The following is a 20,494-nucleotide window of genomic DNA, read 5'->3' as shown; positions in this document are numbered from 1 at the left end:
CAACGGAGGCCGCCATGCTCGGCGAGCAGATGGAACGTGTCATGCCGATCATCATGATGCTCGGGATCGGCGGACTGGCCGCCGTGGTCGGCGTACGCCAGTTGCTGCGGACCTCCCGGCTGCGCTCCACGGGGGTGCGGGTCGGGGGCACGATCGTCGGCCAGGTCGGTTATTCCTCCACCAACCGTCGCCGCAACCGGGCCGCGGTGTTCGAGTTCCGCACGGTCAACGGCGACCCGGTCCGGGTGCAGCAGAAGATCGCGGTGTCGCACACCCTGCTGCGGCAGGGGCAGCCGGTGACGGTGGCCTACGATCCGGCCGATCCCCGGCAGGCCGAGATCGTCGAGGCGAAGAACCAGATCGGCGGAGCGGTGCTCCTCGTCGCCGTGGGCGGCCTGTTCTTCCTGGTGGGGGCCGTGATTTTGGTGTCGCGACTGCTGGGCTGACCGCGTCGCGCCGGCCGTCGCGCCCCGCACCGCATAGATTGGGCCGGTGAACGACTTCGCTGTGCGGCGGCGGGTGCGCACGACCCCGCGCCTGCGGTTGGAACCGGTAGGCCCCGAGCACATCGAGGACCTGTTGGAACTCCACCGGGAGGAGGCCGTTCCCTCCCCGGGCGAAGCGTGGGACCGGGAGGCCGCGACCCGCTCGGCGCAGCGCTGCGCGGCGGGGTGGGCTCTGCACGGCGCCCAGCAGTGGATGGCCTATGACGCCGCGAGCGGCGCGGTGGTCGGGCGCGGCGGCGTCTCGTTGCAGCGGGTGGAGGACATCGACCGCTGGGAGGCCGGCTGGGAGGTCCGTCCCGGTCTGCGCGGGCGCGGCTACGCCACCGAGATCGGCCGCGCGGGCCTGGACTTCGCGTTCGGCGAGTTGGGGGCCGACGAGGTGGTGGCGTTCGCCGAACACGACAACACCCCGTCCCTGGCGGTGATGCGCCGCCTGGGGATGACGTACCGCCACGACATCCGGCACTGCGGCACCCCTTGCGCCCTCTACTCCCTAAAACGTCCCCCGGCTGCGGGGCGCGCTCGCTCCCACGGGTAGGTGAGGGCCGCGCGCTCCCGCCGAGGACAGGTCGGGCTCGGCGAGGAGGGCGGCCGACGCGCTCGTGCACGGACCGCTCGGTGACGAACAGCCAAGACGTGGTCCCGGCGCTGCCCGGCCCCTGGGCTCCCTTGGACTTCCTGTCGGGACCGCCTTTCTTGAATAGTGCGGTGTTTCGGGGGCACAAGTGATCCATTGCGATCGCCGGGCCGCTCTCCCCACCGGGGCGAACGGCCCACGGTCTGCCGTGCAGAACCGCCCTGGGAAAGGACCCCGACCGGTGAACCGTTCACACTCCTCCCTCCGCGACGAACCGGGCACGCCCCTGAACGCGCCGCGCCCCGGATGGATCGAGCTCGTCGTGGGACTGGTGGTGATGGCGCTCGTCACGTTCTCGCTGGCGTCGCTGCTGAACCAGCTGGGTATGAGCGGGCCCACCGCCGGCATCGTCTCGGGTCTGCTCAGTGGCGGCGCCGGGCTGGTCGCCTTCGCCGTGGCCGTGCTGGTGCGCGTGCGCTCCTGGCACGCCTTCGGCGTACGCCCCACCACCGTGCGCTGGCTGCTGATCGGCGTCGCCGGAGGGTTCCTCGCGCTGATCGCCAAGATCGTGACCGTGCCCCTGTTCACCGCGCTGTTCGACGTGGAGACCGACACCCAGGCCAGCTATGTCGCCGGGGCCAGTGCCGGCGCGGGGGCGCTGGTGCTGATGATGCTGACCCTGGCCGTGATCACGCCCATCGGCGAGGAGTTCCTGTTCCGCGGCGTGGTGACCACCGTGCTGCTGCGCTACGGCGCCCTGGTCGGCGTGGTGGGCAGTGCCGTGGTGTTCGCGCTCATGCACGGCGTCAACGTCGTCTTCCCCTCGGCCCTGATCGTCGGGCTGATCACCGCCGAGCTCTACCGCCGCAGCGGATCGGTCTGGCCCGGGGTGGTCGTGCACGCGGTCAACAACGCCATCGGCATCGCGATCTTCGCCCTGGTCCCCACCGCCATGTGACCCACGGTGCGCACCGGTCCACCGGACCGGTGCGCACCCGCCTCGCCCCTGGGGTCGTCGCAGAGTCCACGACGCCCGGGCACGCGGTCCACACTGCAAGGACAGACCCCGCGCCGCCCTCCCGCTTCCGAGGAGCGGTGCCTAGTCGGCGGCGGCGGACAGCATGACGTCAACCAGCCGCTCCGCCGCGTCGGGCCGACCGTGGGACCGGGCCCGCTCGGCGATGGCGCAACGCAGTCCGGGGTCGGCCAGCAGTGGCTCCACCGCTTCGCGCAGGCGCTCGGCGGACACCTCCTCCAGCAGCGCCACGGCGGCGTCGGCTTCCTGCAAATGGCGGGCGTTGTGCGCCTGCTCGTTACCGGCGGAGGAGGCCAGCGGGATGAAGACGGCGGCCTTGCCCAGCGCGGTCAGCTCCGCGATCGTCCCGGCGCCGCTGCGGGAGACCACTACATCGGCCAGCGCGAGGACGTCGGGGAGTTCGGGGCCGACGAAGTCGGTCAGGTGGTACCGGGCCGCCAGGTCGCCGGGCAGCGCCGCGGCGCTCTGACGGAGCGCGTCCAGGTTCGCCGCACCGCACTGGTGGACGACGTTGGCGCGCGGCAGCAGCCACGGCAGGAGGGCCTGCACGGTCGTGTTGATCTGGGCCGATCCCTGTGCCCCGCCGGTGACGTAGACGGTGGGCAGCTCCGGGTCGTGGCCGTTGAACTCCAGGGCCTTGACGGCGTGGTCGGCGTTGCCGGAAAGCACCTCGGGCCGTACCGGGTTGCCCGTCACGACGACATTCTCGCGGGAGGAGTCGGACAGCAGCGGGATGGTCAACTCGGAGGAGACGGCGACCCGGGCCGCGACGCGGGCGAGCACCCGGTTGGCCAGGCCCAGCCGGACCGTCTGTTCGTGGACCACCAGCGGGCGGCGGCAGACCTTGGCGGCCAGGCCGACGGGGACGGCGACGTAGCCGCCGGTGGCGAGCACCACGTCGGGGCGGAAGTCGGAGACAAGCCTGCGGGCCTGGGCGACTCCGCGGGGGACGTTGCTCATGTCCTTGACGTTTTCCCGGGAGACCAGCTTGAGCGGATTCGCGGAGCGGCGGATCTTGCCGGTGGCGACCGCCGCGAAGGGGATCTGCTCGGCCGCCGCGATACGGGACTCCAGGCTGTCGGCCGTTCCCACCCACAGGACTTCCAGTCCTCTGCCTGCCGCCGCGAGCCGTGCGCGCAGCGTGCGCACGGCGGTGAGGGCGGGGTAGGTGTGGCCGCCCGTCCCGCCTCCGGTGACGATCAGGCGGAAGGCCGGCTCGGGTTCGGGCGGGCGACGGGTGGCGTCGTCACTGTTCACAAGGTTCCAATCTGGCTGCACCGGGGCTCGCTGTGCCGTAGTGGGTTTCTTCGACGGCTGTCGTGCTCGGGAATCGGCGTCCGGACACGCGGAACGCCCCCGTCCTCAAGGGCCGTTCGGCGTAAGGGGGAAGCGCTCACTGGGCCCCTTGTTCTTCCTGTCCGGAAAAAACGGGGTCCGTCAGTTGTACCGCGTGTTCACGGTGGTCGCTGTATTCGCGGCCGACGCGGATACCCCTACGGGGCAGGGAATCCGGACGTAGGGGACCGACCTCGGAATCGGTGCGGGCGGGGTCGGATCAGGAGCAAACGGGAGGCGCCCCGCCCCTGCCTGCGGGAACGCCCGGAGGATGCGCGCACCTCTGCGCGGGGAGGGCAACGCTCCCGTGCGCAGTAATTCACGGGCGGGCGCCGACCGTTCGCGCCTGCGCGGGGGGCACGGGCTACGACCGACGTTGGCAGCGCACACGCGAGGTCCATCCCCGCCTGCGCGGGGGTCACGCGGCGGGGGCGGCGTGGAGGCGCCGCGACGGCGGCCCATCCCCGCCTGCGCGGGGGTCACATACGCTTTCACCCCCATTGACCGAAAAACTAAGGCCCATCCCCGCCTGCGCGGGGGTCACAGTTAACGACCTGCGGCTTTGCAGCGCATTATCATAATGAGATATTCCGTTTTGTCGGGTTGAATGCAGGAAGCCCTCCCCTCACCACCCGTCCGGCAGGATCGCCGTGGGCTCGTCCTTCTCCAGCGGGGAGAGGCCGATCAGCCGCAGTCCGTCGAAGTCGACGGGGATGCGGCGGCGCTCCCCCGCCGTGCGGATCGTGAAGCCCTGCTCGTTGTCGTCGGGGTGGACGCAGACGGCCGCGCCGTCCTCCACCGACGCGCTCACGACCTCCCACAGCTCGTCGCGGACGCGGGCGCTCATCGTCCCCACGTAGACGCCGGCCACCGGCTCCAGCATCCAGCGCGACAGCGCCCCGCGCACCCGGTCCGGGACGGCCGTCGTGGAGATCACCACGAGCCTGGTCACCGCCCCTCCCCGTCCACCGCGCGGTCGGCGTAGTTCACTCCGCCGGCGACCGCGCCCACGAGCGGGTCCCACAGGTTGACCACCGGCCAGGGACCCGCGCCGAGGGGCTCATCGTCGTCGTCCTCGTCCGCTCCCGGGTCGAGGAGTTCCTGGATGTCGCGGACCATGCGCGGGATCAGGCGGTAGAGCGTGAGGTTGCGGCGCAGCCGGACCCGCGCCTCCCCCTCCGGCGAGGAGGAGTCGTGCAGTGCGAAGGCAAGCGGGAGGGTCATGCGCGCCTTGTAGAGGTCGGCGACGTCGAACACGAACGAGTGCTGCTTTCCCGAGTGCACGAACCCCAGCCCAGCCGAGCACCCCAGGTGGGCGATCACCGAGTGCGCCACCCCGTACAGCGCGGCGTTGGCCGAGGACAGCGCCTTGTTCACCGGGGACTGCTCGTCCCAGTCGCCGGGGTCGTAGCTGCGCTTGAACGGCTTCACCCCGTTCTTCGCGGCCAACTGCCGGTACAGGGCCTTCATGCGCTGGCCTTCGAGCGCACGCAGCCGTTCGATCGAGGTGCCCTCGGCTACCTCCTCGTCGAACCGCATCTCGTACATACGTGTTGCGACGTCGAGCCTGCGCTCGCCGTCGGCGTAGGCGCGGGCCTGGCGGTCGAGCCACTTGACGGTGCGGTTGGGCGCGGGGAAGCTCCCGTAGTTGAGGATGCCTCCCGCACCGCAGTTGACGACGGTGGTGTTGTGCCGCATGAACGTCTCCATCGCCCGGCCGGTGATGGAGGTGCCCGGCCCCAGCAGCACGCACGCCAGCGACGCGGTGGGGATGGGCACGCGTTGCACACCGGAGGCCTCGGTCTCGATCTCCGCGCACACGCCGGTGTCGGTCTGCACGATCCGGCAGATGTCGGCGAACAGGAACGACAATCCGTCCGACACCCTGGGCAGCATGGCGAGGGTGGGGCGGGCCAGCAGTTTCCGGGCGTTGTCCTCGGCTCCCATGCCTCACCCTTCCGCGAAGGCGAGGCTGAGCAGCCCGCACCCGTGCGACTTGCCGCGGCCGATACCGGTGAGCACGGCCGCGCGCACCGCCTCGGCGTCTGCGATGACGGCGGTGCCCTCGAAGCGGACCACCGGGTGCTTGATGCCGCGCCTGCGGGTGCTGGTCCCGTCGTCGCGGGCGTCGTCCAGGCCCGTCGAAGCGGCGCTGCGCAGGTCCAGGCCGTTGGTGGCCGCGCGGTCGGCCCACCAGGCGTCGGCCTCGGCCCCGCGCAGCGGCCGGGTGTAGGCCCTGGCGGGGGTCCCGGCGTCCAGGCCGAGGCGTTCGGCGTTGTGCTCGGACTTGCCCAGCCGGCTCACCGGGCTGGCCACGATCCGGTAGCGCACGGCCCGCCCCTTCTCCAGCCGTCCGAGGAAGGGGGTGAGGTCGCGGCTCTGGACGTCGCCGTAGCCGCCGCGCAGGACGTCGGTCTTCAACCGGTCGGTGCTCTGCACCAGTAACTGGACGCCGCTTCGGGTCTCGTCAACCCGGAACAGCAGCCCCCCTCGGCGGCGCGGGTCGGGCAGCGGCGCGCTGCCGAGGCCGGGCACGAGCCTGATGAGCCTGCGGTGGAGTTCGCCCGCGCTGCGGAAATCGGCGCGGACCTCCCTGTTCCGCAGGTCGGCGGTGATTCTGGTCAGCCACGTCATGGCGACTCCCCGGTGTCGAGTCCCGCGTAGGCGAACACGCGGTCCTGGTAGTCACCGGATGTCCCGGACACGAGTGCGGCCGGGACCCCGGTGGGCACGATGCTGATACGGCGGGTGGCGTACCGCCTGCTCGCGGACGCGAAGGAGCGCGGGACGTCGCTGAGCACGGCCAGCGTCCGCTCGGGGCCCTCCCCGCCGGGGTCGCGCTCGTACAGCACGTCCACGACGGTCTCCGCATCGGTGCCGGACATCCGGCGGTAGGGCAGCGGCACGGCACCCAGCAGTTCGGCGACGGGGTCGGCGACGCTGCGGCGCAGCACCAGCAGGGGGTCGGGGACGAAGGAACGCCGCCCCAGATAGGGCTGCCAGTGCGGGGTGAGCAGGGCGTCGGCGATGTCGTGGGTGGCGGGGCCGGTGACGGCCACCGTGAACACGGCGTCTGCGAGATAGGAGCGCCGGGTGACGATGGTCGTCTGGTTCTCGCCCCGGCGCTTGCCCTCGGCCGTGGGAACCGTCCGGTCGCGGGGCAGTCCGCCGCCCACGGTGTGGAAGTCAACCATGCGCACGCCGGGCCGGTCCACGCGCACGGTCAGCTCCAGTTCGGCGTAGCGCTCCAGGGGTTCGCCCCGCTGCACGCCCTGGGCCGCGGCGAACATGCCGATCAGGCCCGAGCGTGTGGGGTAGGGCAGGGTGTCGCGTTCACCGAAGGCGCTGTGCTCACCCCAGCTCTGCATGGGCCCGGCCAGGCGCAGCAGCAGTCCGCTCACGCCTGGTCCCGCTGGAACGCGGCCGTGACAGCGGCGTCGATGAGCCCGGGGTAGGAGTCGTGCTGCCGTCCCAGCCCGGTGAGCTCGTCCTTGTCATCCCGGGCTGCGTAACCGCCAAGGATGAGGCTGTCCTGCCACCACAGCTGTTGGACGCGCCGCGCGTAGGCGTCGAGTTCGTCGCGGGCGCGGGCCGCGTAGCCGTCCGCGCCGTACAGCGCGGTCTCGAAGGCGGGCGCGAAGGAGACGGGGCGGTCGGCGCGCACCGCCACGTGCACCAGGTCGGGCAGGGTCATGGCGGCGGTGGCGTTCTGCTTGCCCGAGGGCACGGTCTGCACGAAGGCGCGCAGGAACTCCGTGACGAGTTCGCGCGCGGTGGCGGCGTCACCGTCGAGGTTGCGCAGCAGCCCGGCGAGGTCGATGTTGGCGTAGCGGTAGAACGTGCCGGCGCTGAACTGGCCGGCGTTCATGTGGCCGCTGCCGCGGTCGTTGTCCTTGGGCACGTCGTCCACGGCGGTGAAGAAGTCCACCTCGACGGCGGTGCCGTGCACGGTGAAGGCGTGCGCGAACTGCACGGCGCCGTTGACCTCGGTGGAGGGCAGTTCGGCGAGCATCCGGCCGAACAGGTTGACGGTGGCGTTGCGGCTGCTGAGCACGGCAACGATCGGCTCGCCGGGCAGGATTGCCTTGGGGGTCTTCTTCGCTGCTTCCTTGGCGATCTCCTCCTTGTGGTCGGCGGCGATGCCGGCGAGGGCGTCGATGGCCGAGACGGGGAGGTAGAACAGCACGGAGGTCGCGGGCGGTTCGCCCTCCTTCTCTTTCTCCAGCTTGATGCCGCCCTTGGCCACCGACAACACGATCTGGCGGCCGCCGTGCTCGGCGAGGGCGGCGTCCCAGCCGCGCGCCACCAGGCGCTCGGCGACCTGGCCGATGAGGCGGCGGGTGCGCACCGCGGAGTCGCCCAGGCGCTGCTCGACCTGGTGGCGCACCGCGCGTTTCCAGCTCTGGCTGGACACGCGGGTGCGCTCCTTTCCTCCGTAGACGACCGTCTTGGGCGATCCGAGGTCGTCGCGGTTGACGTTGGAGTAGGGCAGGGTCTGCAGGGCGTGGACGTCCAGGTACAGGGGCGATGTCATGCGGCTTTGCTCTCTTCGTCGGTGGGGGTGGTCGTGTCGTTCGTGCGGCGCGCGGTCTCCAGCGCCCGGTGGTAGGTCTGCACCCACTCCTTGGCGACCTGGCGGGGGGTGCGGCCCCAGCGGGCGAGGTCGCGGGCGAGCAGGCCCCAGTCCAGGGCCACGTGGTCGGCGCGCAGGTGCAGCACCAGGCGCGGCAGGTGGCGGTGCACGCCCTCCAACGGCTGGCGGGCCAGCAGGTGCAGGCGCTGCTCGGTGGTGTCGGCCTTGGCCTCGCCGTGCAGGACTGCGTCGGCGAGGGTCGCACCGAGGTTGAGCCGCTTGGGGGCCGGGCCTTGCGGCGCGGTGGTCGCCTGCTCCGCGACAGCGGTGGGAGCTGTTTCCTGTTCCGGTGCTGCCTGCTCCTCCGGTTCGTCCTTCGCCGCGCCATCGGCGTCGCGGGCTGTCCTTGACTGGGCGGCCATCATCGCGGCCACGGCGTAGAAGGCACGCTCGGTGGCAGCCCGCTCCCCTGCGGTGAAGGGCGCGACGATGCGGTGCGCGGGGATCATGCGGGGGTCGTCCGGGGTGAGCCCGACCCCGCGGCGCAGTGCCGCACGGCTCGCGGGCTCCTTGACGACCAGGGCGCGGACCCGCTCGACGAGCCGGTCCGCGCGGGCGAGGATCCGTTCGCTGTCGGTCACGCGCCCACCTCCTTGGTTCTCGTGTCTTTCTGGGCCCTGGCGGGTTGCCAGTTGTCGAACAGGGTGCTGCGGAAGCGCTCCACGACCCGGGCCACCCGGGGGCGCTCGCAGTAGGGCCCGGTGACCTGGTCGTAGGCGGCCAGCGCCGCCAGGTTGAAGGCGTTGCCGGGACCGGCGGCGCCCCGGGCGTAACCGCTGGTGGAACGGTCGTGGGCGATGTCCCAGAACGCCGCCTCCGCGCGCGGCCAGTAACGGCTCGCGGCCGGGCGCGCCCACGGCCCGCTGCCGGTGTCGGTGCGCGGCCCTCCCCCGCCGGGGCTGTTCGCGGCCTTCCAGGCGTCCTTGCACGCGTTGTCCAGGCGGCGGCCGAGCGCCTCGGCGGAGGCGCGGGCCAGGCCGATGCGGCGCAGCGTCCGCACCCGTTCGGTGCCCTCCTCGTCGCGTTCGGCCAGCCAACGCAGGACCTCGGGCGTGGTGGCGGCGAACCACTGGCGGTCCCGGGTCTGGCCGTCCTGGTCGAACCCGAAGCCGCGCAGTCGCGCCCCGTTTAGGATCTCCGCGGGCACGCCGGACTGCTGGGTGCAGTCGTCGAGGATGTTCGGACGCCTCCCTCTGGTGTCGCCGTGGCGCAGCAGGGCGTCGAGGTCGCGCCACACGGCGCGGTCGGCGTCGGCGGGGCGCGCGTAGAGCCGCCCCTCCTTGGTGGGCTGGTAGATGAGGTAGGGGTCCAGCGGCGTCTCGACGCGTTCGCGCCGGGCCCAGGTGACCCAGGCGTCCACCACCTCGGAGCCGTCGGGCGAGGGCTCCAGGAGCACGGCGTGGCGGGCCTGGCCCATGAGCATCGCCGCCGGCCCCTCGGGGGCGGGGGGCAGGCCCAGCGGGTCGTCGAGGTCGGGGCGCTCCCACGGGGCGAGGTCGTGAGCGCGCTCGGCGTCGCCCGGGTAGGGGATGTTGAGGATCAGGCTCTCGAAGAGGGTGCGCCCCACCGGGTGGTAGGAAACGGTGCCGCGCAGCGGTCCGGCGGTCACGTTGGCCTCGTTGCGGCCGCGCACCACCCGCGCCGAGCAGCGGCCCGAGGGGCCGTTGCCCAGGGTGGCCAGCAGGTGCCAGGCGGCCTCGGCCGCACCGAGGGGCCTGGGGGCGAGGTCGTTGTGGTGGCCGCCCAGCCACACCTGGTTCTGCCCGGCCGTGCGGCCCCACGCCAGCTTGTTGACACCCGAGGGCTTGGGGCACTCCGTGCGCAGCCGGGGGTCCTGCATCCAGGGGCGTTCGGGGTGGAAGAGGTCGAAGCGGTCGGCGTGTGCGGCGAAGTACCCCTCGACCGCGTCCGCGTCGAGCGCGCCGGCGCCGAGGAGGTCGGAGCGGCGGTCCTGCCACTCCGTCTTGTCCTCGGCCTCGTCGAGCCCCGAGACACGCGCGGTGATCACTACGAGTACACGCCACAGCATCGCCGAGGCGGGCGGGAGCGGGAGTTCGACGTTGACGAGCCCACCGGCGCGCAGGAGGACGTCCTTGAGCCCCAGGGAGACCGGAGAATCCAGCAGGTCACACCCATGAGCAACGACCCAGGGCGAGGTTGCCAGGCCGTAGCCGGGGGATGGTGAATCGGTGATAACCCCTCCAGGAGTTCGCGTCACGTACCGGAGGCGCACAGGGCACCGTGCGGGGCGCGGATCACCTGGAAAACACCGGTGGTCCGCCGATGAGACGAGCGTGGCAGCGGCGTCCGCGACACGCGGGGCGAATTCGGAAAATCGCTGGATTTGATTACCCGGAGTGACCGAAATTGTTCCGGGGGGACGACTCGCCCCTCCCGGGCGTCGGGCGGCGGAGGGCCCGTGTCGGTGGCCCCGGGTACATTGCCGTTCCGCGCCGAAACGGTCGGCGCCCCGCCCCGGACGGAACCGATGCAACCCCTGCCGCTCACCGACGACGCACTGATCGTGCGCACCGACTACTCCGACGACGCGGTCTGGACGGCCGTCGTCGAGGCCGTGCGCGCGCCCAGCGAGGACGACGGTTTCCTCGCCTACGTCAACCTGCTCGACGACCCCGCTTACACGGGCGCCGCCAAGGAAGAGCTGATGGCACTGGTACCCGAGGGGTACGGCCACACGTTCCTGATGGTGGTGGACGACGTGACCGTCCGCGAGCCCGGACATCCGCTGCTGGTCGTCAACCTGTCCGAGGAGCCCGGCCTGGCGTTTCGGGCCGCGCCCCGCGCCATCCAGTCGATCGAGAACAACCTGTCGATCGCGAACATGGACTTCACGGACTTCTACGTCGAGGAGGGCGAGGTCCAGCAGGGCTTCTGAGGCGTTCCCGGCCCGGGAGCGGATGCTGGGCTCGGGCCGCTCCCTGCCGGGAGCACTTCAACTTCACCCTTACGGCGTAGATTTTTAATGGCCGGGGCTCCGGGACGGGCCCGCCCGGGCAATGGCGAACCGGGTACGTCTCGACGAGCGCCCCCGCACCCGCGGCGGGCCGACCGGGCCGCGGCCGAGGAGTCCCTGCCACCGCGGTGACCGTTTGCCCGGACCCGAGGGGATGCGCACGGTCCGGGCCGAGGACGCCGGCCCAGAGGGCACTCCCGGTGACGGCGCCCTCCCCGATCCGTCGGAATCGACACGCGCCCCTGCTCCCCCGGGCCGCGAAGTCCCGCACCGGCGAGGTTGTCCCACCCGCCCGGTAGGTTCGCCCCATGTCGGACCGCACCCTCATCCTCGGCACCCTCCGCGCGGCACCGGGCGTGCTCCTCATCGAGCCCGGCCCTCACCTGGTCATGCAGGACGAGGTGCACACCCTGGCGAAGGAGGAGCGCGAGCGGCGCGGCCTGCCCCCCTCCCACCCCTACGTCGGCTGGCACACCCAGGCCAACGGCTTCGGCCGCGGCGGCACCCTCGTCCGCCCCCAGCGCGTCTTCTTCGGCGGCGACCGCGCCGTCGTCGCCCGCGCCCTGTCGCTCCTGGAGCCGCACGGCTTCGCCGTCCTGGGCGGGCGCAGCGACACCGAGTCGTTCGTACTGCACCGCGACGCCTCCCCCGAGCGGGTCGATCACACGCTCGCCGACGCATGGCGCACCCGCCTGGCGGTCCTCGGCGACGACCGGTCGGGACCGGCCCCCTTGCGCGACGGCGAGGAGGCGCTCCTGCACGCCCTCGTCGCACACCCCGGGATGCGCGACCTCCTCGCCCCAGCGGTCCGGGCCCTGCGCATCCGGTCGGCGCTGACCCCCGCCGACCTCGACACCACGCTGTCCCCCGACGGCGTGGACGCCCTCGGCGCCGAGGCATCCCCCGTGGTCGCCCACGCCCTGGCGGCGGACCACCCCGGGGCGCGCCGGGCCGCCGCCGCACTGGCCGGGCAGGGCCGCGCCGACTCCCGCGTCCTCACCGCCTGGGACGACACCGCCGAAGCGGTGCGGGCCGCCCGGGCCTCGGCCCTGGCCGGACGCGAGGCCACCACCTACCTCGACCTGGTCGAGGCCGACGGCGGGGACCCCGTGGCCGCTGCCGTCGCACTCGCCGAGGACATCAGAACGCACGGCGGCGAGGACTCCGGCGCACGCGTCGCGGAGGTCGCCCTGCGCCTGGTCGGCCGCTACGGCGCGAGCGGCCGGGACAACGCCCTGCGCGCGCTCCGCGACGAGCGGGTGCCGTCCTGGCTCCGTGTCGTCATCGCCGACCGCTGGACCCGGAGCCCCGTGACCGTGGACGGTCTGCGCGCCGACCACTCCCACCCCCTGCGCCCCGGCCTTGCGACGGCGCCCGGGGCCGTGGCGACCGCGGCCGCCTGGCCCGACGCCGTCGACGAGGTGCGCGCGTCGGCCGGACTGCCCCCGAGCCCCGGATTCGATCTCGCGCACGGACCCGACCGCAACGCGGCGATCGAGCTGCGCGAGACCGTCGTCGCCCGGCACCTGGACGGCCTGCGGGCGGCGCTGGCGCGCGAGGACCTCGACGAGCCCGCCCTCGCGGTCCTGCTCGAACTGCTCTCGGGCGCAAACGCCCTGCGCCCGCAGGACCTCGCCCCGTTCGCGCGCACCTGGCGCAAGCGCCTCTTCGTCAAGCCGACCCCTTACACGGACGCCCCGCCTGCGCTCGTGGTGTACACGGCGGCCCTCGCCGGGGTGGACGCCCCCGCAGCGGGGAAGGTCGTCAACGCCGTGCTGCGCGACAAGCGCCAGTGGTCGCTGCCCGTGCGCCTGATGGTGCGCGGGGCCGTCGGCCGGGGCCGGGAGGAGGACCTGGCCACGGAGGCCGAACTCGTCGCCCCGGCCCACGGCGGCGGAAAGGGCTCGGGCGCCGCCCGGCACGCCCTGTGCCTGGTGCGCGCGAGGCTGCGGGGCATCACTCCGATGGAGGCCGCCTGCGCGTCGCTGCTGGAGGCGCCCGAGCAGCCGCCGTACGTGCGGCGCGGGTTCGCCACCGTCGCCGTCTCCCTGGCGGAAGGCGGAACGGGCCTGTGGGAGCACCGTTTCCGGGAGCGTTCCGGACGCGCCCTGGAGGCCGCGCTGCGCGTCGCGGGCGACGCGACCCTGCCGGAGGAAGCGCGCCGCCGGGTGCTGCGGCTCGCCGACGAGACGACCGTCCTGGACCGCCCCGAGCACGCCCGGCCGGTCAGGGTGCACGCCGACGAGGTGGAGCGGCTGCGCGCGGCACGCGAGGAGGTCCGGGCCCGGCTCGTCACGTGACCCCGGCCGGACCGCCCGCGGGCACGCCCCCGGTGGGGCCACCGCTCGACGTCGCGGTCCTGGAACACGGCACGCTCAGGGCCGGGGCTTGCTCACGGAATGAAAACGCTGGTCCCGAACTCGAACACCCCCTGGCCACCGGGCTCGACCTCACCGACCAGGGTTCCGTGGCAGTTGCGTCCGCTGAAGACGATGGCCGTTTCGTCGGTCTGGTTCCGGACGCTCAACGGCCACATGTCGCTGCTGTAGCACCCGCTGGGGTTGGTGATGGAGGTGGGGCCGAGCGTGAGCGTGCCGTTCGCGGCGGAGGCGGGGACGGCGTGGGCCAGAACCAGTCCGGCGGTCGCAAGAACGGTGACGATGCTTTTCACAGCACTCCAATGACAGAGAGTAACGATCCGGCGTCCTGATTCCACCAGCCCGCCCACCGGATACCGCACCCACCACGCCCATCAAAACTATTTTGACCTGGGGAAATGCCAGATCTGTCCCCGCGTGCGCGACCTGTGCCAGGGGTTGCGCCCGGTGCGCCTGTCCGGGTGCGGTACTCACACCGCTGCCCGAATGATCTCCACGGTGCGCGCCAGGTGGGGCTCAAAGCGGTCCGGGCGGTGGGCGACGGCAAGTTCCACCCGTGCGTCGGCCCCGGCCAGCGGCCGGTAGACGACGCCGTCGAGTGCCAGCGCCGCCACGGGTTCGGGCACGACCGCCACGCCGAGGCCGCCGGCCACGAGGGTCACCAGCGTCGAGGTCTCGCCGACCTCGTGGCGGATGCGCGGCTCGACGCCGCCGTCGCGCAGGAGGCCCAGCACGATGTCGTACATCACCGACCGGCGGTCGGCGGAGTGCACGATCAGATCGACACCGGCGAGGTCCGCGGCGCGCAGGCGTTTGCGGCGCGCCAGGCGGTGGTCAACCGGCAGGGCGACGACGAGCCGGTCCCGGCGCAGGGTGTGCACGACGAGGGAGGGGCCGACCGCCGGGGGGCGCAGCAGCGCGACATCGATCGTCCCGGTCCGCAACGCCTCGACCTGGTCGGGCGCCAGCATGTCGCCGCGGAAGGAGAAGTCAACGCCGGGGAGTTGCGCCGAAAGCCGACGGGAGAGCGTGGGCAGGAGGCTGTATGTCGCCGAACCCACGCATCCGAGCGCCAGATGGCCTACCGAGCCGGAGGCGACGCGACGCGCGTGGTGGGTGGCCTCGTCAACGTCGGCGAGAATCGCGCGCGCCCGCTCCAGGTAGGCCCGGCCGGCCTCGGTGAGGCCGACGCGGCGCGTCGTGCGCCGGAGCAGCTCGACACCGAGTTCGGCTTCGAGTTGACGGATCTGCTGGGAGAGCGGCGGCTGGGCCATGTGGAGCCGCTCGGCGGCCCGACCGAAGTGGCATTCCTCCGCCACCGCCACGAAGTACCGAAGATGACGCAGATCCATATTTCGTCCATATCAATAGGCGTGGATATGCATACTTCAAGATATCGCGGCCAGGGATTACCGTCGCTGATATGAGTGCTTTCCTGTACGCCGCGACGCGGACGCCGTTCGGTCGCTTCAACGGCGCGCTGGCCGGTGTCCGCCCCGACGACCTCGCCGCAGCCGCGATCACCTCGACGCTTGCCAAAGTGCCGGGGCTCGACCCCGCCGCGATCGACGACGTGGTGTGGGGCAACGCGAACGGCGCCGGGGAGGACAACCGCAACGTCGGCCGCATGGCGGCGCTGCTCGCCGGACTACCGGTGAGCGTGCCGGGTACCACGGTCAATCGGCTGTGCGGCTCCAGCCTCGACGCGGCGATGACGGCCAGCCGCACGATCGAGTCCGGCGACGCCGAGGTGGTGCTGGCCGGCGGCGTGGAGTCGATGACGCGGGCGCCGTGGGTGTTGCCCAAGCCGGCGAAACCGTTCCCGGCCGGTGACCTCACCGCGGTGTCAACCACGCTCGGCTGGCGTCTGGTCAACCCGCGGATGCCGAAGGAGTGGACGGTCAGCCTCGGCGAGGCCAACGAGCAGCTCCAGGAGCGCTTCGGGATCTCCCGGGAACGACAGGACGTGTTCGCCGCCCGCTCCCACCGGTTGGCCGACCAAGCATGGGAATCAGGTTTCTACGACGACCTCGTGGCACCGGTCCAGGGGGTCAACCTGGACCGGGACGAGGGCATCCGGACCGGATCCACGCCGGAGGTACTGGCCACCCTCAAGCCGGTGTTTCGCACACCGGAGCAGGGCGGCACCATCACCGCGGGCAACGCCAGCCCCCTCAACGACGGCGCCTCCGCGATGCTGCTGGGCAGCGAGAAGGCCGCGGCCGGGATCGGGGCCGACCCGCTCGCCCGCATCGCCGGGCGCGGGGTGATGGCGCTGGACCCGCAGGACTTCGGTTATGCCCCGGTCGAGGCCGCCAACCGTGCGCTGGCGCGGGCCGGGATCGGCTGGGACCAGGTGGGCGCGGTCGAACTCAACGAGGCCTTCGCCGTGCAGGCGCTCGCCTGCCTCGACGGGTGGAGGATCGACCCCGCCATCGTCAACCAGAAGGGCGGCGCCATCGCGATCGGACACCCGCTGGGTGCCTCCGGCGGTCGCCTCCTCGCCACCCTGGCCAAGGTGCTGCGCGAGACGAAGCAGCGCTACGGCCTCGCAGCCATTTGCATCGGGGTCGGCCAGGGACTGGCCGTCGTCCTGGAGAACTGCGACGTTGCGGAGCGGGTCCGATGAGCCGGGCAGAGATCGTCGGGAGCACCGATGCGGCAGTGTCCGGGATCGAGGACGGGGCCACCGTCCTCGTCGGCGGCTTCGGCCTGGCGGGTATGCCGTTCGACCTGATCGAAGCGCTCATCCGCCAGGGCGCGAAGGACCTCACCATCGTGTCCAACAACGCCGGCAACGGCGACGTCGGGCTCGCCGCGCTGCTGGCGGCCGGCCAGGTGCGCAAAGTCCTCTGCTCCTTTCCCCGCCAGGCCGATTCCTGGGTCTTCGACGGTCTCTACCGTGCGGGAAGGATCGAACTGGAGGTGGTGCCGCAGGGCAACCTCGCCGAGCGGATGCGCGCGGCCGGGGCCGGCATCGGCGCCTTCTACTGCCCGACGGCGGTCGGCACACCACTGGCCAAAGGCAAGGAGGAGCGCGAGATCGACGGTCGGAAATACCTGCTGGAGTACCCCATCAAAGGCGATTACGCGCTGATCGGCGCGCACAGGGCGGATACGTTGGGCAACCTCACCTATCGCAAGACCGCCCGCAACTTCGGACCGGTCATGGCCACGGCCGCGACGACGACCATCGTCCAGGTCAACGAGGTCGTCGAGGCCGGAAAGCTCGCCCCCGAAGCCGTCGTCACCCCGTCCATCTACGTCAACCGGGTCGTGCAGGTGCAGACCCGTCGCTACACCGTCCAGGGGGCACGATGACCGCGTCGGGCAACCCGCCCCACGTCGGGGCACCGATGAGCATCGACCATCGCCTGTCGATGGACGAACTGGCCGCCGTCATCGCACGCGACATTCCGGCCGGCGCCTTCGTCAACCTCGGGATCGGGCAGCCCACCAAGATCGCCGACCACCTGCCGATCGGCTCCGGGGTGGTGCTGCACACCGAGAACGGCATGCTCAACATGGGGCCGAAGGCCGAGGGCGACGCCGTCAACCCCGACCTGACCAACGCCGGCAAGGTCCCGGTGACCGAGCTGCCCGGATCGGCGTACTTCCACCAGGCCGACTCCTTCGCGATGATGCGCGGCGGGCACCTCGACATCTGTGTCCTCGGCGCCTACCAGGTGGCCTTCAACGGCGACCTCGCCAACTGGCACACGGGCCGACCCGACGACGTTCCCGCCGTCGGCGGTGCCATGGACCTCGCCATCGGCGCCAAGGACGTCTACGTGATGATGCCCCTTCTCACCCGTTCCGGTGAGGCGAAACTCGTAGCGCGGTGCACCTATCCGCTGACCGGGGTCGGCTGCGTCAGCCGTGTCTACACCGACCACGGCGTCTTCGACGTCGGCCCCGAGGGCATCCGTATCCGGGAGACGTACGGGGTCGGCGCCAGCGAACTCGCGGAACGGCTCGACATCGCGCTCTGCGACGCCCCGCTCCACGACTGATCCGGGCCCCTGCGGGCCGGCCACGACCAGAAGCACCGGCCCGTTCGGGAACCGGTCGGGGCAGGAACACGAGCGTCGAATCGGCAACCGCGGGCGCATCACCCCGCGCATGGGCGAACCCTTCGGCGCAAGAGTCCAGGACCGAGGGAACCGGGCCCGCCGAAGGCGTCGCCGCGACTTTGGCCGGGCCCGTGCGCGGTTGCCCCGCCGACGCCTGGTGAGGCCCGCCCGAGCCGCTTTTGCCCGGCTCCTGCACCGGCCGGCCACCCGCACGGTACGGGCGCGCGTCGATCGACGGCATCCGCCGACGTGTGCGGGTGGGTGCCCGGCCGATCCGCGATCGGCGCCCCTGCCGGCTGGGGCGCCCCCCGCCAGGGGCGCCGGGCCCTCCCCCTTTTTTGTGGCCGTCGGCTCCCGACCGGCCCTGCTCGGGGCTGAGAAGGTGGGACTTCGGTCCTTCCGGGCACCGGTTTCGCCCCTTCGAGGGTCAACACGCGGGGTACGATGTGGTCGCCATATGAACAAGCGGAACACATCGAGTCAAGGGGCTCTGGGTGGACATCCAAGCGGTAGACCGGGTGGGAATGATCCTCGCACTGTTCGGCCCGCATCGCGAAGCGGTGACCTCATCGGAAGCCGCCGACCTCATCGGGCTCAATCGCACGACGACCTACCGCTATCTGACGTCCCTGGTCAACGCCAATGTGCTCGCCCTGCGCGACGACCGCACGTATGCCCCGGGACCGACGCTCGTACAGCTCGGCGCCTTCGCCCTCGGCCGCCGCGACATCCTGCGCCTCGCCGTGGAGCCCATGCAGACCCTGGCCCGCGACACCGAGATCACGGCGGTGCTGTCGCTCTGGGGCGCTTCGTCACCGGTCGTCGCGCACGTCGAGGAACCCCCGCGCCGTGAGATCGTCGTCTCCGTGCGGGTGGGGATGCAGCTGTTGACCGCCGCCGCCCAGACCGGCGTCTTCCACACGTTCATGTCCGACGCCCCCAGCGTGGCACGGGCCGCGCGACAGCTCCCGACCGAGGAGCGCGAACGGATCGGGCGGCTGGTGCGCGAGACGGCCGAGCGCGGCTATGCCGCGCAGGTCAGTACCCGGGGCATCGCCGTGCTCGCCACCCCTGTGTGGGACGAGCACGGCCTCGCTGCTTCACTCGCGCTGCTGAGCACCCGCGACGTACTCGACGTCCACGCCGAGAGTTCCGAGCTGGCGGCGCTGCGAAACGCGGCGACGACGATCTCCCGGTCGCTCGGCGCCCCCGAGTGAGCCGGTCCCGGCCGCCGCTTGCCGGTCAGGTGCCTTCGGCGGGCTACGGCGCCTGCGCGACTCCGCCCGGCTCAACGCCCCCGAACCGTTCGACGCTCCCGAGCCGTCCGTAGGTCGGTCCGGCCAGGCGCGCCGCCGGGTCGATCGCCGTGGTGTCGATCTTGAGGCCGTCCAGGGCCGACGAGAGCACGTGGAACCGCACGATCTCGCCCACCGTGAACTGCGCGCCGGCCCGGCCGAACTCCACCACGCGCGCCAGCCGGCACTCCAGGCTCACCCGCGCGGCGGCCAATCGGGGCACGCCCACCACGTCGCTCGGCACCGTTTCGAGGCCGAGGAGCTCGGCCTCGTCAACGTCCGGGGGATGCACGTCCCCCGACCGGTGGACGTCCGTCCACTGCTCCCAGCCGGGGATGTTCACGACGTACTCGCCCCGCTCGGCGATGTTGCGGGCCGTGTCCTTGAACGCGCCGGAACGCCGGCCGATGTTGATCCCGACCATGGGCGGCTCGTTGGACACCATCGTGAAGGCACTGAACGGTGCCAGGTTCGCCGCCCCGTCCCGGCCCACCGACGTCACCCAGGCGATGGGGCGGGGGACGACGCATCCGGTGAGCAGCCGGTAGTTCTCCTGCGCGCTCAGGCCCTCGGGGTCGATCGCCGTCATCTCGTCGTCAGGCATGATCGGCGGCTTCCTGGCGGACGGCGTCGCGGTCGAAGTCGTTGATGTCCTCGATCAGCGTGTCGTCGTACAGGTCGGCGGGGTCCACGGGCTCGGTCAGCTCGCCCGCTTCGAGCAGGAAGTCCACGGTCGCCTGCAGGGCCTGCGGGTCAACCGCCCCGTAGGGGTCGTCGTCGGCGCCCAGGTTGGCCAGTCGCGCTTCGAGGACGGAAACCGACGACGCCACGGCGACGTCGTCCTCAAGCCCGGAGGGCCGCGCCTCGGGATAGGCGTCGAACAGCAGTTTGATCGCGGCCTCGGGGTTGGCCTCGCTGAAGACGACGCCCTTCGCGACCGCGCGACCGAGCTTGACGTACAGCTCACGGTCCTCCTCCAGGTCGCCGGCCCGGGCCGCGAGTCCGCCGCTCGTGAGGTTCTCGGCCCCCGGCACCTCGATCTCGCGCAGTTCGATGCCCTGGTTCTCAAGGACCTGGAACGACGTGTCCAGCAATGCGATCGCGTCAACCTGGCCGTTCTCCACCGCCGCGGCCTGCTGGCCTCCCGTCCCGATCGCGACGAACGTCACCGAGTCCTCCGGGATCCCGGCCTCGCGCAGACCAGCCTTCGCCTGCGTCACCGAGGCGCTCGCGAGGCTGATCGCCCCGACCGTCTTGCCCTTGAGGTCCTCGATCGAGGTGATGTCGCTGTCGGCGGGGACTCTCAGGCCGTAGATGTTGTCCTTGTAGTAGGACATGAAGTAGGTCAGGTCGAGGTTCTTGCCGGGCTGGCGTCCGAGGATCACCGGTTCGGGGCTGACGGCCCCGGTCGCGACCTGCCCGGTCGCGATCTGCTGGGCCTGGGTCGTCGCGGAGTCGGTCAGGATGACCTCGACGTCCAGGCCCTCGTCCTCGAAGTAGCCCATCTCCTCGGAGACCGCGATCGAGGCGATCCCCGCGTTCCAGGTCGGTGTCGCGAGCGTCATGGAGACCTGCTGGGCACCGTCGCCGCTCCCCGACCCGCCGCAGGCCGCGAGCGGGAGGGTGATGGCCAGGACCGCGCCACCCTGTAGAACCTTACGAAAAGCGTGTGTGATGGGCATGAGTT

Annotated in this window: 21 protein-coding genes; 9 read left to right on the top strand and 12 right to left on the bottom strand. The window is 72.0% G+C overall.

What is annotated here, in order from left to right; genetic code table 11:
• The first annotated feature begins 14 nt into the window (after window positions 1-14).
• The 3 genes from AC0VYP_RS10845 (at window position 15) to AC0VYP_RS10835 (ending at window position 2,041) form a co-directional block, all read left to right on the top strand.
• Window positions 15-446 (top strand): DUF3592 domain-containing protein, encoded by a 432-nt coding sequence (locus AC0VYP_RS10845; protein WP_475473837.1) that lies wholly within the window; start codon window positions 15-17, stop codon window positions 444-446.
• 46 nt (window positions 447-492) lie between these two features.
• Window positions 493-1,044 carry a GNAT family N-acetyltransferase gene (locus tag AC0VYP_RS10840; RefSeq protein ID WP_475473835.1) on the top strand — a complete coding sequence of 184 codons (552 nt, stop codon included), beginning with the start codon at window positions 493-495 and terminating at the stop codon, window positions 1,042-1,044.
• A gap of 280 nt (window positions 1,045-1,324) precedes the next feature.
• Complete coding sequence (locus AC0VYP_RS10835) at window positions 1,325-2,041, top strand: lysostaphin resistance A-like protein (RefSeq protein ID WP_475473833.1); 717 nt, start codon at window positions 1,325-1,327, stop codon at window positions 2,039-2,041.
• 141 nt (window positions 2,042-2,182) lie between these two features.
• Here AC0VYP_RS10835 and AC0VYP_RS10830 read toward each other — a convergent pair whose 3' ends face one another.
• The 8 genes from AC0VYP_RS10830 to casA form a co-directional block, all read right to left on the bottom strand.
• Entirely contained in the window at window positions 2,183-3,376 is a 1,194-nt protein-coding gene (locus tag AC0VYP_RS10830) for a UDP-N-acetylglucosamine--N-acetylmuramyl-(pentapeptide) pyrophosphoryl-undecaprenol N-acetylglucosamine transferase (RefSeq protein WP_475473831.1), read from the bottom strand.
• 703 nt (window positions 3,377-4,079) lie between these two features.
• Window positions 4,080-4,406, bottom strand: coding sequence for a type I-E CRISPR-associated endoribonuclease Cas2e (gene cas2e / locus AC0VYP_RS10825; RefSeq protein WP_285761453.1), 327 nt, complete (start codon window positions 4,404-4,406; stop codon window positions 4,080-4,082).
• Window positions 4,403-5,401, bottom strand: coding sequence for a type I-E CRISPR-associated endonuclease Cas1e (gene cas1e, locus AC0VYP_RS10820; protein ID WP_475473830.1), 999 nt, complete (start codon window positions 5,399-5,401; stop codon window positions 4,403-4,405). The genes cas2e and cas1e overlap by 4 nt, the downstream gene beginning before the upstream one ends.
• Before the next feature lie 3 nt (window positions 5,402-5,404).
• Window positions 5,405-6,088 (bottom strand): type I-E CRISPR-associated protein Cas6/Cse3/CasE, encoded by a 684-nt coding sequence (gene cas6e / locus AC0VYP_RS10815; RefSeq protein ID WP_475473829.1) that lies wholly within the window; start codon window positions 6,086-6,088, stop codon window positions 5,405-5,407.
• Window positions 6,085-6,855, bottom strand: a complete 771-nt coding sequence (cas5e, locus tag AC0VYP_RS10810; RefSeq protein ID WP_285761456.1) for a type I-E CRISPR-associated protein Cas5/CasD — start codon at window positions 6,853-6,855, stop codon at window positions 6,085-6,087. Before cas5e ends, cas6e begins: the two co-directional genes overlap by 4 nt.
• A complete protein-coding gene (cas7e, locus tag AC0VYP_RS10805; RefSeq protein ID WP_475473827.1) occupies window positions 6,852-7,988 on the bottom strand; it encodes a type I-E CRISPR-associated protein Cas7/Cse4/CasC in 1,137 nt (378 codons plus the stop codon). The genes cas5e and cas7e overlap by 4 nt, the downstream gene beginning before the upstream one ends.
• On the bottom strand, window positions 7,985-8,668 hold the full coding sequence (casB, locus tag AC0VYP_RS10800; protein WP_475473825.1) for a type I-E CRISPR-associated protein Cse2/CasB: 684 nt from the start codon (window positions 8,666-8,668) through the stop codon (window positions 7,985-7,987). The genes cas7e and casB overlap by 4 nt, the downstream gene beginning before the upstream one ends.
• On the bottom strand, window positions 8,665-10,305 hold the full coding sequence (casA, locus tag AC0VYP_RS10795) for a type I-E CRISPR-associated protein Cse1/CasA (protein ID WP_475473823.1): 1,641 nt from the start codon (window positions 10,303-10,305) through the stop codon (window positions 8,665-8,667). Before casA ends, casB begins: the two co-directional genes overlap by 4 nt.
• A 270-nt stretch (window positions 10,306-10,575) precedes the next feature.
• Here casA and AC0VYP_RS10790 point away from each other — a divergent pair, with 270 nt between their 5' ends.
• Both AC0VYP_RS10790 and AC0VYP_RS10785 read left to right on the top strand, forming a co-directional pair.
• Window positions 10,576-10,983: a DUF6924 domain-containing protein gene (locus tag AC0VYP_RS10790; protein WP_475473822.1), complete on the top strand. Its 408-nt coding sequence runs from the start codon at window positions 10,576-10,578 to the stop codon at window positions 10,981-10,983.
• Window positions 10,984-11,369: 386 nt separating this feature from the next.
• Window positions 11,370-13,361, top strand: a complete 1,992-nt coding sequence (locus tag AC0VYP_RS10785; RefSeq protein ID WP_475473820.1) for a hypothetical protein — start codon at window positions 11,370-11,372, stop codon at window positions 13,359-13,361.
• Between the two features lie 92 nt (window positions 13,362-13,453).
• Here the strand turns inward: AC0VYP_RS10785 and AC0VYP_RS10780 are convergent, their stop codons facing one another.
• Together AC0VYP_RS10780 and AC0VYP_RS10775 are read right to left on the bottom strand one after the other, a co-directional pair.
• Entirely contained in the window at window positions 13,454-13,732 is a 279-nt protein-coding gene (locus AC0VYP_RS10780) for a hypothetical protein (protein WP_475473818.1), read from the bottom strand.
• A 177-nt stretch (window positions 13,733-13,909) separates the two neighbouring features.
• Window positions 13,910-14,791 carry a LysR substrate-binding domain-containing protein gene (locus AC0VYP_RS10775; RefSeq protein WP_475473817.1) on the bottom strand — a complete coding sequence of 294 codons (882 nt, stop codon included), beginning with the start codon at window positions 14,789-14,791 and terminating at the stop codon, window positions 13,910-13,912.
• 71 nt (window positions 14,792-14,862) lie between these two features.
• Here AC0VYP_RS10775 and AC0VYP_RS10770 point away from each other — a divergent pair, with 71 nt between their 5' ends.
• From AC0VYP_RS10770 to AC0VYP_RS10755, 4 genes are all read left to right on the top strand, one after another.
• On the top strand, window positions 14,863-16,068 hold the full coding sequence (locus AC0VYP_RS10770; RefSeq protein ID WP_475473815.1) for a thiolase family protein: 1,206 nt from the start codon (window positions 14,863-14,865) through the stop codon (window positions 16,066-16,068).
• Window positions 16,065-16,760 carry a 3-oxoacid CoA-transferase subunit A gene (locus AC0VYP_RS10765; protein WP_475473813.1) on the top strand — a complete coding sequence of 232 codons (696 nt, stop codon included), beginning with the start codon at window positions 16,065-16,067 and terminating at the stop codon, window positions 16,758-16,760. Before AC0VYP_RS10770 ends, AC0VYP_RS10765 begins: the two co-directional genes overlap by 4 nt.
• 35 nt (window positions 16,761-16,795) lie before the next feature.
• A complete protein-coding gene (locus AC0VYP_RS10760; RefSeq protein ID WP_475473811.1) occupies window positions 16,796-17,452 on the top strand; it encodes a CoA-transferase in 657 nt (218 codons plus the stop codon).
• Between the two features lie 554 nt (window positions 17,453-18,006).
• Window positions 18,007-18,729 carry an IclR family transcriptional regulator gene (locus AC0VYP_RS10755; RefSeq protein WP_475473810.1) on the top strand — a complete coding sequence of 241 codons (723 nt, stop codon included), beginning with the start codon at window positions 18,007-18,009 and terminating at the stop codon, window positions 18,727-18,729.
• Between the two features lie 43 nt (window positions 18,730-18,772).
• Here AC0VYP_RS10755 and AC0VYP_RS10750 read toward each other — a convergent pair whose 3' ends face one another.
• Window positions 18,773-19,411, bottom strand: coding sequence for a flavin reductase family protein (locus AC0VYP_RS10750; RefSeq protein ID WP_475473809.1), 639 nt, complete (start codon window positions 19,409-19,411; stop codon window positions 18,773-18,775).
• Window positions 19,404-20,489, bottom strand: coding sequence for an ABC transporter substrate-binding protein (locus AC0VYP_RS10745; protein ID WP_285761469.1), 1,086 nt, complete (start codon window positions 20,487-20,489; stop codon window positions 19,404-19,406). Before AC0VYP_RS10745 ends, AC0VYP_RS10750 begins: the two co-directional genes overlap by 8 nt.
• Window positions 20,490-20,494 lie beyond the last annotated feature (5 nt).

This window comes from Nocardiopsis sp. iso_186 (assembly GCF_056173365.1).
Note: the sequence above shows the minus strand (reverse complement) of the source record. Positions and strands in the feature narration are given on the sequence as shown.